General features: G+C 59.6%; 12 protein-coding genes. 4 read left to right on the forward strand and 8 right to left on the reverse strand.

Annotated features, from left to right (window positions below; genetic code table 11):
* The first annotated feature begins 55 nt into the window (after positions 1-55).
* Both ABIQ96_RS24655 and ABIQ96_RS24660 read left to right on the forward strand, forming a co-directional pair.
* Positions 56-2,758 carry a DUF4062 domain-containing protein gene (locus ABIQ96_RS24655; RefSeq protein ID WP_348217319.1) on the forward strand — a complete coding sequence of 901 codons (2,703 nt, stop codon included), beginning with the start codon at positions 56-58 and terminating at the stop codon, positions 2,756-2,758.
* A 55-nt stretch (positions 2,759-2,813) separates the two neighbouring features.
* On the forward strand, positions 2,814-3,668 hold the full coding sequence (locus ABIQ96_RS24660; RefSeq protein WP_348217320.1) for a carbon-nitrogen hydrolase: 855 nt from the start codon (positions 2,814-2,816) through the stop codon (positions 3,666-3,668).
* An 11-nt stretch (positions 3,669-3,679) separates the two neighbouring features.
* On the opposite strand, the gene ABIQ96_RS24665 is transcribed toward ABIQ96_RS24660, so the two are convergent.
* On the reverse strand, positions 3,680-5,113 hold the full coding sequence (locus ABIQ96_RS24665) for a sulfatase (protein WP_348217321.1): 1,434 nt from the start codon (positions 5,111-5,113) through the stop codon (positions 3,680-3,682).
* Positions 5,114-5,223: 110 nt separating this feature from the next.
* On the opposite strand from ABIQ96_RS24665, the gene ABIQ96_RS24670 reads away from it, so the two are divergent.
* Positions 5,224-5,901 (forward strand): response regulator transcription factor, encoded by a 678-nt coding sequence (locus ABIQ96_RS24670; RefSeq protein WP_348217322.1) that lies wholly within the window; start codon positions 5,224-5,226, stop codon positions 5,899-5,901.
* Complete coding sequence (locus tag ABIQ96_RS24675) at positions 5,898-7,346, forward strand: ATP-binding protein (RefSeq protein ID WP_348217323.1); 1,449 nt, start codon at positions 5,898-5,900, stop codon at positions 7,344-7,346. Before ABIQ96_RS24670 ends, ABIQ96_RS24675 begins: the two co-directional genes overlap by 4 nt.
* Before the next feature lie 54 nt (positions 7,347-7,400).
* Here the strand turns inward: ABIQ96_RS24675 and ABIQ96_RS24680 are convergent, their stop codons facing one another.
* The 7 genes from ABIQ96_RS24680 to ABIQ96_RS24710 form a co-directional block, all read right to left on the reverse strand.
* Positions 7,401-8,381, reverse strand: coding sequence for a hypothetical protein (locus ABIQ96_RS24680; RefSeq protein ID WP_348217324.1), 981 nt, complete (start codon positions 8,379-8,381; stop codon positions 7,401-7,403).
* 39 nt (positions 8,382-8,420) lie between these two features.
* Positions 8,421-11,531 (reverse strand): efflux RND transporter permease subunit, encoded by a 3,111-nt coding sequence (locus tag ABIQ96_RS24685; protein ID WP_348217325.1) that lies wholly within the window; start codon positions 11,529-11,531, stop codon positions 8,421-8,423.
* A 7-nt stretch (positions 11,532-11,538) separates the two neighbouring features.
* Positions 11,539-12,450 (reverse strand): hypothetical protein, encoded by a 912-nt coding sequence (locus ABIQ96_RS24690; RefSeq protein WP_348217326.1) that lies wholly within the window; start codon positions 12,448-12,450, stop codon positions 11,539-11,541.
* A complete protein-coding gene (locus ABIQ96_RS24695; RefSeq protein WP_348217327.1) occupies positions 12,440-13,828 on the reverse strand; it encodes a TolC family protein in 1,389 nt (462 codons plus the stop codon). Before ABIQ96_RS24695 ends, ABIQ96_RS24690 begins: the two co-directional genes overlap by 11 nt.
* A gap of 88 nt (positions 13,829-13,916) precedes the next feature.
* Positions 13,917-14,666, reverse strand: a complete 750-nt coding sequence (locus tag ABIQ96_RS24700) for a transporter (protein WP_348217328.1) — start codon at positions 14,664-14,666, stop codon at positions 13,917-13,919.
* Positions 14,663-16,144, reverse strand: coding sequence for an ATP-binding protein (locus ABIQ96_RS24705; RefSeq protein WP_348217329.1), 1,482 nt, complete (start codon positions 16,142-16,144; stop codon positions 14,663-14,665). The genes ABIQ96_RS24700 and ABIQ96_RS24705 overlap by 4 nt, the downstream gene beginning before the upstream one ends.
* On the reverse strand, positions 16,141-16,815 hold the full coding sequence (locus ABIQ96_RS24710; protein WP_348217330.1) for a response regulator transcription factor: 675 nt from the start codon (positions 16,813-16,815) through the stop codon (positions 16,141-16,143). Before ABIQ96_RS24710 ends, ABIQ96_RS24705 begins: the two co-directional genes overlap by 4 nt.
* Positions 16,816-16,934 lie beyond the last annotated feature (119 nt).

Consider the following 16,934-nt stretch of genomic DNA (forward strand, 5'->3'; position numbering starts at 1 on the left):
ATCGCATGACCCCCATCGGAACATTCTCGCCCCCTAACAAATCCCTCCCCGTCTTATGAAAAAAATCTTCATTTCCTGTGTTAGCTCGGAGTTCGCCAGCTTGCGCCAAATCGCTGCGGACAAGCTCAAAGGCCGGTTTGAAGTGGACTATCAGGAAGAGCATCCGTTCGGAAATGATGACCTCAAGGAAAAGCTGCGCAAGCGGATCGCATCGTGTCACGGGATGATTCATATCGTCGGCGATGCCTACGGCTTGCAACTCCCCGAAGCAGACAAAAAGCACGGACTGATTTCATTCACCCAATGGGAGCTGCGGGCCGCCAGAGACAGGGGCATCAAACCTTGGCTGATTTTGCCCGGTCCGGCCTGCTGCCACAACACGCCGCTGGAACGACTGGATTGGGATCCCCGTCTTGACGAGGAAGACGCCGTCCAACTCCAACAGGAACGTCGGCACCTTCAGGCCGAATATCGGAAAACGCTGCTCCGGGAATTTAGGAAACTTGAATATCGCGAGCCGAAAGATGACCAGGAATTCCGCAAGGTCATCGACGATCTGCTAAAAAAGGAAAAGCGAACCCGGCAGATTTTCACTTCATCCATGGTGGTGGGAGGCCTCGCTCTGCTCGGTGCGGGCCTGTGGGCGTTCAATGAGTTGGAAGCCCGGATGGAATTTCAGGAAAGCATGCAGGTTGCCAAGACCCTGCGGAACGCGCGGGAGGACAGCGACATCTTCCAAGGGACCGCGAGGATTCCGAAGGAGGATCTCCAGATTGCCAAACTCCAGTGGGCCAGCCTCGACGTCTTGGAAAAAAAAGACCGCAAACTTTGGAGCGGTTGCATCACGAAGTTGAGGGAAACAGGCGAGAGCCTGGCGAAGGAAAGGAAAGATTCGAAGATCCGGACCGACTCGATCAAGACACTGCGCGCCGCATTTCTAACTGAAACAACGGATGCCGGGTCGAAGAAACTTCTGCTGCAGGCGATCGCCGGATACGCGTTCCGCATCGGCGAGTTCGATAGATCCGTGGAACTTGTGCTGGAACCCGCGGCGGGCATCAACGCAAATATGAGATGCCAGTATCTGTTCGAGATTCACTACAATCGCTTTTCAAGATCGTTGAATGAGAAGACCAAGGATAAACACGACCATTCGCTCCAGGCGATTGAGGACGCCCGGGATGCGCTCGGCGGACTCGATCCCGGCTCAAACGAATTCGCCATTTACGAATTCGATTTGCTCCACCTGTTATGGGCGAAAGGCGACATTCAAATCAACAAGCTTGATCGGCCTTTGCCGGATGAGGCGAAAGCCACTTTCAACGAACTGATCCGCAGTGCGGATTTTCTCAAATCCATGGAAGTGATGGTGATCCCCGGCAAACCGGTTGAAGTGGCCACCAAGGATACCGGCGGAAAATCGGCCAAACCAGACCGAAACAAAGCAGTCCCGCTCGTGAAAGAGCGGAAGTCCCTGAGCATGGAAGAAAGTAAAAAGGAGGCGGAACGTCAGCAACTCCGGGTTTCACATGGCTATCTCTATCTCGGCTTGGGCACAAGGGGCCTGGGTCAGGCGGAACTCGCCGCTTTCAAACCTCACGGAAATGAAAATTACCCGGAGAAAGCGATCGACTGCTATTTCGAGGCGATCCGGTCTCTGGAATCCGCCGAGACCGTGGATGATTATGAAGCCACCAAGCAGGCCGTCACGGAACGGGCGGACATCACCAGTGAATTGTCCCCGCTTTACAGCAAATGGGCGGACAGTTTGCTGAACAGCTTTCGGGAAGTGACTTCCCGGTTCGAAAGGGAGTTGGCGGATTACGGCGAACTGGCAGTTAGAGAAAAGGACATGGGCTGGCAGAAGCAACTCGGGAAGTCCGGGCAGGCATACAAAGTCTCCTTTCAAAAATGGCAGAAGGAATGGAAGGAGTTCAACGACAGTTGTGAAGAACAGTCCAAAAAAGCGGAGACTCTCGCAGGCACTCTCAAGAAAAAATACAACGATGAGGCGCTGCAACGCGTCGTGGCCCTCCAGGTCGCCGAGATCCGCAACCAACTAACTTCACGACAAGCCACCAAGGCGGAATACGAAGACAAAGCGGATTTGGCCATCTCGAAAGCTGACGTCCTCGAGCACAGACCCAAGGAAGAAATCAATCCCGTGGTCGCCCGCGATCTCACCGCCATCGAAGGATGCCTCAGCGAACTCGACATCCCGAATCTGGCGGGGGCCAAGCGTTGCATCGAAAAACTCGATGCGCTTGCGAAAAAAGGCGGCGACAACAAAAAGGACATTCAGGATGCAACGGAACTTTCCCAACTGATTCGGAATGTGTTCACGTCCGAGGCCAATTTGAACAGTGCTCGTATCGGGATTCCCACTGCGGAAAATGAAGCCGCCGAACACGAAATCCGAGCCCGCGAGTATCTCAGGCCGAACAGTTTCGGCACGGTCCGGACGGAAGCCGCCAGACAACACATGTTGGCAGCGGAAACACTGCGGCGCAACTCGGCCACCCGCCTAGCCACCGCAAACGAGTCGGTTTCCGAGCAGATCCGACAAACGGCAAAAGCCGCCCGCATCTACCTGGACGACCAAAAAAAACTCGGAGCCGCCGATCTCGCGGGGTTGGCTTATGCGGTCATTGATCGTTCACAGCCGGAATCCGACGTCAAAATTCCTCTCACCACCAAAGAGGTGGCCGCCATCAAGAATGAAGGCAAAACCATCGAAGGAGACCGAAAGGAAAAATAATCATGCGCTGCCCATTTGTCGTGCGGCGGCAGCGGCCCGCCGCTAGCGTTTCCTCATGCCACGCCTCGCCCTGCTCCAATCCGGCACCTTCGCCACCAAGGCCGAATCCTTCGATCATCACGAAACCCTGATCCGCCAAGCCGCGGCCGGTGGCGCGAACATCGTCGTCACGCAGGAGCTTTTCCTCACGCCCTACTTCTGCACCGTCGAGGACCCCGCGCTTTTCGATCTCGCCGATCCCCTGCCCGGTCCGGTCACCGACCGCCTCGGCAAGCTCGCGGGCGAGCTCGGCATTGTCCTCATTTCCTCGCTATTCGAACACCGCGGTCCCGGCCTCTATCACAACACCGCCGCCATCCACGATGCCGACGGTTCGCTGATGGGGCTCTATCGGAAATCCCACATCCCGCAGGACCCCGGCTTTGAGGAGAAATTCTACTTCACCCCTGGCGACAGCGGCTGGCCGGTGTGGGACACGAAGTTCGGGAAAATCGGCGTGCTGATCTGTTGGGATCAGTGGTATCCGGAAGCCGCCCGCCTGATGGCCCTCGGCGGTGCCCAAGTTCTCGTCTATCCGACCGCCATCGGCTGGTTGCCCGAGGAAAAGCCGACGCTCGGCGACGCCCAGCACTGCGCTTGGGAAACCGTCCAACGCGGCCACGCCGTCGCCAACGGCTGTTACCTCGCCGCCGTCAACCGCACCGGCGCCCAGGACAACACGGAATTCTGGGGCCGCTCGTTCGTCGCGAATCCCTACGGCGAACTCGTCGCCAAAGCCTCCACCGAGAAGGAGGAAATTCTCTATCACGACCTCGACTTCCAAGCCGTCGAAAATTTCCGCCGCATCTGGCCCTTCTTCCGCGACCGCCGCATCGACGCCTATCAGGATCTGACGAAGCGCTGGCGCTAACCCTCACGCCGCTACTTCGCCTGCCTGCGGGCGTTCCTCGCGGGATTTGCGGCAGGGGTCTTGAATCTGCCGGGAGGCGGGTTGCCGTTGATGTCGTCCTTGTTGGTGGCGGGCATGTATTTCGCCATCGCGGTTTTACGGGAAGCCATCGTGGGATCGCTGGCGAGATTCTTCCACTCGTTCGGATCTGCGGCTTCATCGTAGAGTTCCTCGTCGCCGTTGCGGTAGCGGATGTACCGCCAGCCCTCGTCGCGGATGGCGTGGCTTTCGTAGGTGTAGGTTGTTAGCGCGGGCTTGTCCCACGCCGCCTTCGGGTCCGCCAACAGCGAGCGGATGCTCTGCCCTTCGACATGCTTCGGCGTTTCAATTCCGCAAAGATCGCACAGCGTCGGATAGATCGACATGAAATCCACGGTGCGATCGCAAACCAAACCGGGTTTGGTGACACCGGGCACGACCCATAACAGCGGAGCCCGGGTCGTCTCCTCCCACAGCGCGAATTTCCGCCAGTGTTCCTTTTCTCCCAGATGCCAGCCGTGGTCGCCCCAGAAACAGATGATCGTGTTGTCCTTCATCGGCGATTTGTCCAAGGCATCCAACAGCCGCCCGACAAGCATGTCGGCGTAGCTGATGGCCGCGAGATAACCCTGCACGGCTTCCTTCCATTCGCCTGCCTCGATGATGCGGGCGTGGTCGATGCCCGGCATCGCCATGCGGACTCCGGCAGGCGGCACGTCGGCTAGATCCTCACCGGGCGGCAGATGCGGCGGCAGCACGATCTGATCGAGCGGATGCATGTCGTAGTATTTCCTCGGTACGTTCCACGGCATGTGCGGCTTGTGGATGCCGCACGCGAGGAACAGCGGCTTGTCGTGGGTTCCCCCTAACTGATCGATGGCGTAGCTGACGATTTTCCAATCGTCGAAGTCCTCATCCTTGCAATCCAGCGGCGCAAACTTGATGCCGCCGACCCCGGTGCTCTGGCCTTTCGGAACTGCGGGTCGGCCACCCTCGCCTTCCAGGTAGGCATCCCAGTCCTGATGGCGGTCGTAGGCTTCATGATAGATTTTCCCGGAGCCGATGGCTTCATAGCCGTTGGCTCGCAAGTGCATGTTGAGCGTAAGTTCCGGGGCGATGACCTTGCGCCAGTCGTCATCATTGTCATAAACTCCGGTGGTGCTTGGCTTCATTCCGGACATCAGGGCGGCACGCGAAGGATTGCAAACCGGAGCCGCGCAATAGCTGCGGGTAAAAGCCACTCCGCGCGCGGCGAGCCGGTCGATGTTCGGAGTCTTCGCCTGCGGGTTGCGGCCGAGGTAGCCGACCCAGTCGCGCAGATCGTCAACAGCGATGAAGAGGACATTGGGCTTCGCCGGGGCGTCGGCGGAAAATGCCGGACCGGTCAGGAGGAAAACCGCGGAGAAAATGGAGACAAGTCGCTTCATGACGTTCGGTAGTCCCCAAGTTGGCCAGAAACCGGGGCCGATCCAGAGGAATCTTCGCCACCCCGGCGCTTGCGGACGGAAATGAATCCGCCCATGGTGGCATCCTCGCCATGCGCCTCCTCCTCATCGAAGACAACGCCCCGCTACGCAACGCCGTGGGCCAGTATCTCCAGGAAGCGGGGTATCTGGTGGACGTCGCGGCGACCGGCGACGAAGGACTGTGGGCGGCGGAAGGCGGCGGGCACGACCTGATATTGTTAGATCTGATGCTTCCCAACATCGACGGCATGGAAATCCTCCGGCGGTTACGCGCGAAGGGCAACCCGGTCCACGTCATCGTCCTCAGCGCACGCGACGGACTCGAAGACCGCCTCGAAGCGCTGGATGCCGGTGCGGACGACTATCTGGTGAAACCGTTTCCACTTTCCGAAGCCCTGGCGCGGGTGCGCGCCTTGCTGCGGCGGTCGTATGTGAGAAAAAGCCCGTTGATGCGGGTAGGCGATCTCGAACTCGATCCGATGCGCCGCACCGTGCAGCGGGGGGAACGGCCGATCGATCTAACAGCCTTGGAATACCGGCTGTTGGAATACCTGTTCTACCGCTCCGGCGAAGTCGTTTCCCGAACCGACATCTGGGAGCGCGTCTTCGAAGACGGCACCGGCGGCAGCAGCAACGCGGTGGACGTTTACATCGGCTATCTTCGGAAAAAACTCAACGCCGACGGCCAGCAAGACCTCATCCACACCCGCCGCGGACAAGGTTACATCCTGGAGGGCCTCGGACCATGAGGCAGCCCTCGCTCAAGCGCACCCTGCTGTTCCGCTGCGGCGTTGGCGTGAGCCTGCTGCTTTGCCTGCTTTCCTGGGGCGTCTATCTGCTAGTAAAAAAGAGCCTCTATCGCGAGGTGGACGAATCGATCGCACAGACCGCCGCGCTCCTTGCCAACGAGATCGAGTTGGAGGACGGAAAAATCTCATTCGAATGGCGGGAAGGGATGGGCACGAACAAATCCCTCATCGAAGACGGATTCTTTCAGTTCTGGGACGAAACGACGGGGATCACCACCCGCTCACCAGGGTTGCGGCAGTTGAATCTTCCACGGTTTACGGGACCCGGCGGCGAACCGCGCCTGAAGAGCATCCAGCTTCCCAACGGCCACCGCGCCCACGCGATCGGGCTGAGAATTTTCCCCTTCGTCCTGCCGGAGGAAATCGAGCGGATGAAGGGACGCGGCCACGTCATCGATCCGAAATCCCTGCCACACATTCTCGTGGTCGCACGTGATTCGGAGCCTGTCCACCACACTCTGGCACGGCTGCGCGGAATCCTCGCCGGGGGCAGCCTGCTGACACTCGCCCTCGGACTCCTCCTGATAGACCGGGTGGTACGCATCACGCTCCGGCCCATCGACAACCTGACCGCGCAAATGAGGAACCGCTCCGGACATCAACTGGATTCGGCACTGGACGTTCCGGGCTTGCTTCCTATCGAGCTGGCGGGCCTTGCGGAAAACTTCGATTCGCTGCTTGCCCGGGTTGCGGCGATCCGCCAGCGGGAAACCGATTTCATCCGTCACGCCGTGCACGAACTCCGCACCCCCATCGCCGGGCTGCGGGCAACAACCGATCTCGCCCTCTCCCAACCGCGCGAGGCTGGCGCCTACGCAGCCCACCTCGCCACCTGTCAGAAAACAGCGATCGAGCTGGGAGAGTTGGTGAAACGCCTGTCCGCTCTCTCTCGCATCGGCCAGGAAAACAGCCCGCCATCGCGCGACCCTCTCGACACGACCGCTTTGCTAACGGATTGCATCTCACCCTTCCTTTCCTTACTCCAGGAACGAGGAATTACCGTGAACCGGAATTTTCCCGGAGCTTCCTTGATCGCCAGCGGCGATACCACCTTGCTCCGGATCATTTTCAACAACCTGTTCGACAACATTGTTAGCTACGCGTGCGCCGACAGCGAAGTCAGCATCAACGGGAGCGTGGCTGGCGGAGAGGTGGAGATCCGGATTTCCAACATGGCGGATGATTTGCCCGATAACCCGGAGCGATTGTTCGAACCGCTATTCCGCCGCGAGGCTTCGCGCAACGACTCGGGAACCCATCTCGGCATCGGGCTGACATTGAGCTTGGAAGCGGCGACCGCAATGGGAGCGAGCTTGCAGGCGAGGAAACCGGAAGACGGGTGGATCGAGTTCACGTTGAAAATCCCCCTGCCCGAAAAACCCTAACGGGGCCAACCGGCGTGGAGACCGCGAGGCCCGGCCTCGCGCGAAACCGAGCTTTTATTTCACGTGGAACCGCTGGATATAGCTGCCGCTGGCATCCGCGTAGGCGACCCACACGGCACGGGCTTTCGCATCGTAGGTGATGGTCTTCGCGCCGTGCGGGCAATCGACCTCGCCGAGCGAGGTCAATCCCGACGGCGAGTCTTGGGCAATGCAGATTTTCCCCGATCCGCAGGCGCTATAAACGCGTTGTTGATCAGCATCGAAGGCAATTTGATCGACACCTTTGGCGATATCCACGGAGCCGGCGTTCTTGCCGGTCTTCGCGTCCACTACCGCGAGCTTGCCATTGGCTCCGGCGCAAAACAGATGGTTCGTCAGCGGATTGTAAGCCAATCCGTGCGGTCCTGTCGCGGGCGCGGTGGACCATGTCTCCTTGATCTGATGAGTTTCTGGATCGATCGCCAGCACGGTGGCGTCGGACTTGATATTCTGGAACACACGGTCGGACGCGGCATCGTAGATGACGACTTCAGGTGCCTCGGCGATTGCGATTGTGGCGCTCACCTTGTTCTCACGCGGACTCACCACCCAGAGGTCCTTGCCATCATCGTGTCCCACGTAGAGTTCATGTTTCTTCGGATTGAAAACGATCGCGTCGGCCGGACCGTCGAGTTTGATTTCCCGGATCGCTTCGAGTTTCTCGGCATCGATCACGACGACCTTCTGTTCCTTGCTAACACCCACGAGATAAGTTCCCGCCTCTTCGTCCACCGCGACGTCCTGGGCTTTGCCGGTGGGGATATGTTTCAATAGCTTGCCATCCGCGAGGTCGAAGACATCAAGCGAGTTGTTGCCGGTGTGGTTGGCGAGAAGGCGGTTGCGGGTGGCGTCGGTTTTCAGGAAATCGAAGCCGCCGGTGGAGTCAGGAACTTTGAGGGGAGCATCGGCGACCAGCAACGCTTCATCCGCGTAAAGGGATGGGACGGATGCCACCAGCAAGGCGGCGGCCAGCGATTTTTTGAAGATGGATTTCATGAGGTGAGTTTGGATAGGTCGATCGCGGAATGATGGTTGTTAGTTCGCTACGGTTTCGATTTCAGGATCGGTCGCCGCCAGCCCGAAACGCCCGAACTTCAACGCCAGCGCCGGCAGCAACAGCAGATTCAGCAAAGTCGAACTGATCAGTCCGCCCAGGATGACGATGGCCATCGGACCTTCGATTTCCTGACCGGCGGCTTCCGGCTTGAGCGCGATCGGCAGCAGCGCGAGCGCCGTGACCATCGCGGTCATCATCACGGGAATCATCCGCTCGCCCGCGCCGCGGATGGCGGTTTCCAAAGTCCATGGCGCACCATCTTCGGTGACAAGATGCTCGTAGTGGGACAGCATCATGATTGCGTTCCGGGTGCTTACGCCGAACAATGTGACCATGCCGACGAGCGCCCCTAACGAAATCGGAAGCTGGCTGACAAACAACGCGAGGATCCCGCCGATCAACGCGAACGGAAGATTCACCATCACCAAAGCGACATTCCTTCCCGATTTGAAAACGATCCATAACAGAAGGACGACCAGCACCACCGCAAGTGTCGATGAAGCGGCCAGATTGCGATGCGCCTCGGCCTCGGCTTCGGCGGCTCCGGTGAAAACGAGCTGCATCCCCGCAGGCAGATCGACCTGATCCGCAACGGATTTCTTCGCATCCGCCACCACTTCATTGACGCTGCGGCCCTGGGTGTTGCAGGTGATCACCTGACGCCGGCGGCCACCGTCATGTTGGATCGACGCCCGCCCGGAAGCAGGGAAAACATCGGCGACATCGCGGAGCAGGACGATCGCTCCATTGGAAGTGACGAGGGGCATCTCCCCCAGACGGCCCACGTCGGACGAGTCGCCACCACCGGTCACGACGAGCGGGATGACCCGGCTTCCTTCGTAAAGCTGCGCGACCTCGGTTCCCTGATAGGCGGCCTGCAATGCGTCGAGGACTTCCACCGGGCGCAATCCAAGTTCACCTAATACATCCGGTTTCAGCCTGACGACCATCCGTGGCGACTCGGTTGCGGACTGGACAATGACGTCGGAGGCTCCGTCAACCTTGCCAAGAACCGCGGCGACGTCGCCCGCACTCTTTTCCAACGCATCGAGATCATCGCCATACAAACTGAGAACCACTTCCGCCGTTTCACCGCTGATGGTTTCACCGATGCGGTCGCCGAGGAACGTGAGCACTTCCGTTTGGACCCCGGGATAGCGCCCGACCAGCGTGCGGATATCTTCCTGCGCCTGCTCTTCATCCGTGCCGATCCCGGGCTTGAGTTCGATGTGGAATTCGGAGCGCTCCGGCCCCCAGGTATCGACTCCGGCTTCGGAACGTCCCGCTTGTTGCTCGACACTGAGAACACGCGGGTCCGCTAACAGCTCATTGGAAATCAACATCCCCAGCCGCGACATTTCCACCAGCGAGGTCCCCGGCACGGAAGAAAGCTGCAACACGAAATGACCCTCACGGAAGTCCGGGAGAAACGCGGTTTTGAGCCCCGGCAACAACGCGAGCACGCCACCGAGAATGATCAATGCCAGCAGGAACGTCAGCTTGGGAAAACGGGCGACCACCCGGAGACCGTGGGAGTGCAGCCATTTCATCCAGCGCAGATAAAACGGCTCGCGATCCTCCTTCAATTTCCCTAACAAAATCGAACACAGCGCCGGAGTCACCGTGATGGCGACCAGCAGCGAGGCAATCGTCGCGATCACGAACGCGAGGCCGAGCGGCAGGAAAAACCGGCCCTGGATCCCGCCCAGCATGAACACCGGCAGGAACGCCGCGATGACGATCAACGTGGCGTAAACAATCGCGCTGCGGACTTCCACGGAGGCATCGAGGATCACCTTGGCATGGGACAGCGGAATCGGCGCGGCGGCATTCTCCCGCAGGCGACGGACGATGTTTTCCACGTCGATGATCGCGTCATCCACCACCACGCCGATGGCCACCGCGAAGCCGCCGAGCGTCATCGTGTTCAAGGTCACGCCGAAAGCACGGAAAACGATTACCGACGCTAACAGCGACAGCGGAATGGAAAGGAAAGAGATGAACGCCGTGCGGGGGCTGCGAAGGAAGACCAACAGCACGATCACCACCAACACCGCGCCGATAGCCAGCGAGTGACCGATGTGACCGAGCGCGATTTCGATGAAATTCGCGGGCCGGTGCAGGCTGCCATGAAGAGTGATTTTCTGTTTCTCCAGCGCCGGTTTGAAATTCTCAAGCGCAGCTTCGACACGACGCGTCACGTCGAGGGTGTTGGTGCCGTATTGGCTGGTCATCGCGAGCAGCACGCCGGATTTCCCCTGGATTAGCGCGTCACCAAATCGAGGAGCCGCGGCTCGGCTGATTTCCGCCACATCGCGTAACCGGATCGCATCGCCACCACTGCCGGTGATGATTGTCGCGCCGAGCACCGCGGGATCGGTGAACTGCCCTTCGGCAGCTACCAGCAGGCGCTGGTTCGCGGTCTCGATGTAGCCCGCGCCGCGGATGCCGGTGGCCTCACCGGCGGCCTTGAGCACGTCGGCCAGGGTGATCCGAAGACCTAACAATCGCTCGGGATCCACCTTGATCCGCATTTGCTCGACCTCGCCGCCTACCACGCTGACATCGGCGACGCCGGGCACCGCGAGCAACAGCGGCTTGAGCTGCCAGTCGGCCAGCGTCCGCATTTCCATGGCGCCGGCGCTGTCGGAAGTTAGACCGATTTTCAGCAAATCCATCGTCGATGAAACCAACGGCGACAGCGTGGGCGCCTTCGCCTCCTTGGGAAGATGGCCGGCCACCTCGGTCATGCGCTCGGCGAGCAGTTGGCGGTCAACGAGGATGTCGGAGGACTCTTCGAAAACCACGGTCACCACCGAGAGGCCCTGGATCGACTCCGAACGGACGTTGTCCAGATGGGCGATGCCGCTGACGGCCGCTTCGATTGGATAAGTCACCAGATTCTCCACCTGCTCCGGTGCGAGGCCAGGGACTTCCGTCTGGATCGTCACCTGCGGCGGAACGAAATCCGGAAAGACGTCGAGCGACGATCTTGAAGTCTGATAGATGCCGAGCGCCATGACGAGAGTGGCGACGACGACGACCACTCCGCGAAAACGCAGGGACTGTTGGATGATCGAACTTAACATGGCGCGTTCACTCCTCTTCGGCCGGGCCGAGGGTTTCCTTCGAAAGAAGCGACTGCGCACCCTTGGTGACAACTTCCTGAGGTGTGAGAAGATCGAGGTTCACAAACCAACCGCCGTCGATGGGATTTTGAGTGGAAATTTCCAGCCGCTCGAATTGATCATCGCCACTTTTCTGATAGATCCACGCCTTGCCCAGATAGAAAACCACCGTGTTCTGCGGTACGAATTTTCCCGCAAGCTGTTCCTCGCTTTTGAGTTCCAGGGATCCGGTGAGCGCGAGTCCCGCAGCCAGCGGAGACGCTGGTGTTTCAATCAGTCCGAAAAACGCCCGGCCTTGGAAAGCGGGATCAACGGCCGGTGCGGGGATGATCCGGCCGCAACGAAGCGGCGCAAATTCGTTTCCGGCGGAATGCAATCGGGCGGCCAAAGGCATCGCATCGAAACGCTCGCCGCGCGAAACCGAGAGCCGGACGAGCGCCTGCCGTCCCAGAAGCAAATCGTCCAACAGCTTGGCCCGGTCAGGTGCTGTTAGCTTCGAAAAAGTTTGTCCCCATTCCAGACTGAGCCGGTCCTCAAGAGCTTGGATCAGGACCTTGTCCTGGGCCAGTTGGGCTTGGGCCGCCTGGACATCCTTCCGTGCCACAAGCTCGCCGGAAGCAAACAGTTTCTCCGCACGTTCCAAGGACTCCGAGGAAACTCCGATCACCGCCTGCGCGGCAACGATCTGGCGAAAAAGGTCGATCAACGGCGCGGGTGATAGAACTGCGCCAAATACCGGAACTTCGGGCGGCAGGGTCTTGGTCGCCAGAATCGCGGTTTCCAATCCAAGCAATTTCTGGGCATCGGCATCCACCTCGACGGCGCATGAGAATCCTCCGGCGATCAACGCGAGAACGGGTATCAGGAGTTTAGTTTTCATCGAAGGAAATGCGGGCGCTGTCTTGCAAGCGGCCGAGTGATTGTTGGGCTTGGCCAAGGGCATCGATGCGGGCGAGCTTGGCCTGCAGCACCAGCGAGCGGGCGGTGTTTTCCGCGACGCGTTCGCCTTCCCCGGCTTTCGCAAGATGTTCGGCATCGTCGAGTTGTTTGGATTGGGTTGTCACCAGACTCTCAACCTCGCGCAGCCGTTGGAGATCGGCATGATACGCGGCGAGGGATTGATCGAGCTCGCCACGGATGCCGATTTGCAAACGCTCGAAAACGGCGGCGGCCTCGTCGCGTTTGGCGACGGCCTCGCGGATCGGTCCGGCGTTGCGATCGACGGGAAGTGTTAGGCCGATACCCAGCGCCCACTTCGACTGTCCTTGGTCGAAGGTGTAGCCGGGATTCAAATGAAGATCGGGCGTTTGCTTGGCGATTTCCAAACGCAAGCCCGCATCGGCGGCGGCATAATCTTCCAACGCGCCGAGGATATCGCTGCGGCGAATCAACGCGGCTTTTCTCAAAGTCTGTTCCGTTGGAGTCGCGGGAAAATGATCGAGCGCGCCGAACGACACCGCCGTGTTGCTGATGGAAATGGCCGGGACACCGAGCGCGTCGGCCAGTTTCGCGCGGGCGGCGTCGAGCTTGCTGCGCCCGTCGGCGAGATCCAACGAATTCCGGCTCTGCTGGGTCTGATAGATGGCGAGATCGGTGCGCGGCGCTTCGCCGGCTTTCACGCGTTCGGAAGCCATCGAGATAAGAGAGTCGTCATTTTCACGCTGGCTTTCGAGGATTTCCAGACGCCGGGTGGCAGTCTCCAACTCCAGCAAAGCCGCGCGGACGCCGGAGGAAACAGTCCAGGCCGTATCGGCAATGGAAAGCGCGGCGGCGTTCGAAGCGGCCTGTGCCTGTGCAGTGCGTTCCCCGCGTTTGTTAGCGGTCTCGATCTGATAGTCGAGGGTGAATCCGAGCACCCACGGCGAGACACCGCCGCCGGGATTGCCGAGTTCCGGAGCGAACGACAACGTCGGATTCGGAGCGGTGTCTGCGGTCTGGATTCCGGCCCGGGCGGTGGCGGCTTTCGCTTTCGCGACGGCGATTTCCGGATGGTAATACAAAGCGGCTCCTTGCAGCTCGCGCAGTTTCCATGGCGAGGGCGGCCACGCCCGCTTGTTGCTCCAGTGACCGGATGAAACGATCGCCATGCGAAGTTCCGGGTCATCCAACCGACGTTTCCCGAAGTGGATCGCTGTGGCTTGTGGGTCCAATGACTTGGGAACGTAGGCCTGGCACGCCGCGATCAGAAGGCACACCGCCATCGCCAGAAATCTCCGGATTTCAACAGGCGGCGATGGTTTTTTGGGTTTCGACGTCACGATCAAGAACGGGTGTTTAACGGAAGCCGCATGAGAATCCAATGAGCGAAAGAGATTGCTGGAAAGTATTCCGGAAATCGCCACGACATCAGAACTCGAAATTAAACCCGGATCGCAGGGTCATCACCTTGTCCGTGTCATAGCCGAGGCTGGTGTAAACGTTCCAGTTCTCGTTGAATTTGTACTCGGCGGCGATGGCCCCACCGAAGGTTCCATTTTCTCCACTGACGGCTGACGTGTTCCCGAAGACCTCAGCGTAGAGGCCGAGATTCTCCGTGACGTTTCTCTGTATGGAAAAGTCATAGATGAACTGATCCTTGAGATCCTCGGTCTTGGTCGAGGTAACGAAGTCATAACCAATGTTCCAATTGCAGATCCATGGGCCGATTTTTTTCCCGATGATGATATAAGGCTGATAGTCGAACTCGCCGGTCCCGATATCACGATTGGTGGCGGTGGGCACCTTCAGCTTGAAAGCCGCGACGGCCGCGGGAACCCATGAGTTGGGATCGTCCAGCACCATCATGTAAGACGGGGTGATTTCCAGATCACCGACGCCGCTGTAGGAAGGACCGTCCTTTGGCCGGTCCCACTCGTAAAAGAAAGGCTCGATGAGGATTTCCGCGCGACTGGTAATTCCGTATTCATACTGGTTGACGGTGAAATAGGCCGTGCCGCCGTCCTTGTCCCGTTCAAATTGGAGGGCCGCACTGATGAGGCTATCGCCCTTCTCGCCCAGCTCGGCGGTTTCGGTTTCAAGAACCAGATCCGCGTGAAGGCTACCGGTAGCGGCCAGCGCGAAGCCCGTAATGGTGAAGAGACGAATCAGATAATTCATATTGTTTGTTTTTTACTTGTTAGGGAAACCATGGGTAATGGCGATGGTGAGAATGATGGTGACTTGTCCGACATGTCGTGACTGGTGACACGGGGCGTTTCCTCACGCTTTCGATTCCCGTTTCCATCACTCACGGATGGCAAAGCGAGAATAAACACGGTCAATGAGCCTTGATCCTCATGAAGCACCACGTCCCCGCCCTGGGCGCGTGCGAGCTCCCTGGCGATGCTCAATCCGAGGCCGTGCCCGGTGATGGACGATACATCCGCCGCACGGAAAAACCGGTCGAAGACCCTGGGACGATGACTGGCGGGAATGGACGGACCGGTATTCGCGATTTCAACCCAACAGAAACCATTGCTCTCCGTGACGCGGACGATAATCCTGCCGCCTTCGATGTTATATTTAACCGCATTTTCCAGCAGGTTCTGGAGGATGATCGTGGTGCCTTCCCGATCGAAACACGCACCGTCGGAAGTCTGGCATTCAATCGAAACGGAGATCAGCCGGGTATCCGCCAGTACCCGCGCGTCTTCGCCGCAAGCGGTGACAAGTTCGACGAGATGGCCCGCAACCGGCTGGAGGCCCAACTGGCCGGCATCGGCACGCGAGAGGACGAGCAGGGTCCGGGTGATGTGGGTGATGCGCCGCAATTGGTCGAGGGCTTCGACGGCATCGGCACGGTCGGAAGGGACAAGGGAGGGTGAAGCCAGCAAACGCTCCAACCCGGAGCGGGCGATCGCAATCGGAGTCTGGAACTCATGGGAAGCATCGGCGCTGAAGCGGGTGGCTTGGTTGAATGCCGCGGCGAGGCGATCGAATGTGGCATTGAGAACGGTGGCCAGACGGGCGAGTTCGTCCGCAGGCGGCAGCACGGGCAATCGTTCCCCGGGGTTCCGGGCGGAAACACGCTCGGCAGCGTCCGTTAGAACACGCACCGGTGCCAGGGCGCGCGCGGCAAGCCAGCGCGCGCCGAAATAGATGATTGCCAGAATCCCCGGAAAGACAATCGCGACGGCGATCAGCAAACTCGAACTGAGCTCGTTCAAATCATCGAGATCAATCCCCAGACGAAGGGTGACACCTTGATCGGAAAACACCCCCACACGGATGCCGGATTCGCCGAGATCGAAGTCGGAGAGGCCGGGCAGGACGCCCGAAAACGAAAGACCGGCGAGGCTATGCGAGCGGTAGAGCGGCTTTCCGGCGGCATCCACCACCTCAATGAACCATTCGCTGCCGCTGGTTTCGGCAATGGTGTTTTCCACCGCTTCCGGCGTGACCCATGCGGGGTCCGCGCCGTTCTTCCGATAGACGGCGAGGAAATGGTCGCCGATGAGCTGGAGCTGGTGATCCAGTTCCGACATTTCCTGATGCTGCTGATAGATGGCCACTCCGCTTCCCACGACGAGGAGGATGGCGGCGACGAGCAGGGCCGACCACAGTCTGAGTTCCGTCCCGAGCGACCAGCGTTTCATGCGAATGCTTCGAGTTTGTAGCCCACGCCCCGGACGGCGTGCAGCAGATTGGCCTCGCCACCCTCATTGAGCTTGCGCCTGAGTCGTCCCGTATAAACGTCCACCACGTTGGTATCCGGATCGAAGTGGTATTCCCACACCTTCTCGATGATCTGGGTTCTGGAAACAACCCGGCCCGGCGTGCGGGCGAGAAATTCCAGCAGCGCGAACTCCCGGGGTGTTAGGACTACCGGACGCTTGCCGCGGGTGACGTGGCGGCGCATCAGGTCGATCGTGAGATCCGCCACCCTCAGGACGCTGGCCAGCTCGCTGCCGCGCCGGCGGACAAGGGCTTTCACGCGGGCGACGAGTTCGCTCATGTCGAATGGCTTGGCCACATAGTCGTCGGCCCCGAGCTCGAGTCCTTCGATCCGTTCGGAAACCTCGCCACGGGCAGTTAGAAAAAGCGCGGGCGTGGCAATGTGCCGTCCGCGAAGCAGCCGCAGCAGGCTGAGCCCGTCGCGCCCAGGCATCATGATATCCAGCACCAAGCCGTCGTAAGGACGGGTGGTGGCGAGTTCCAGCGCCTCATCGCCATCGTGAACGACGTCCACGGTGAAGCCGGCTTCCGTCAGCGCCTGACGGACGAAGCTGGCAAGTTTGATCTGGTCTTCGGCTAGCAGAACTCGCATGATTTCAGGCAATCTGGAGAAATCATGGCAGACCGATCATGATAGGACGGTAAGACGGCGGTAAATTATTTGTCAGTTTCCGCCATGGTGGCGGCACAAAAAAACGCGGCACCGGGTGA

Source organism: Luteolibacter sp. (genome assembly GCF_039920825.1).
GTDB lineage: Bacteria > Verrucomicrobiota > Verrucomicrobiia > Verrucomicrobiales > Akkermansiaceae > Luteolibacter.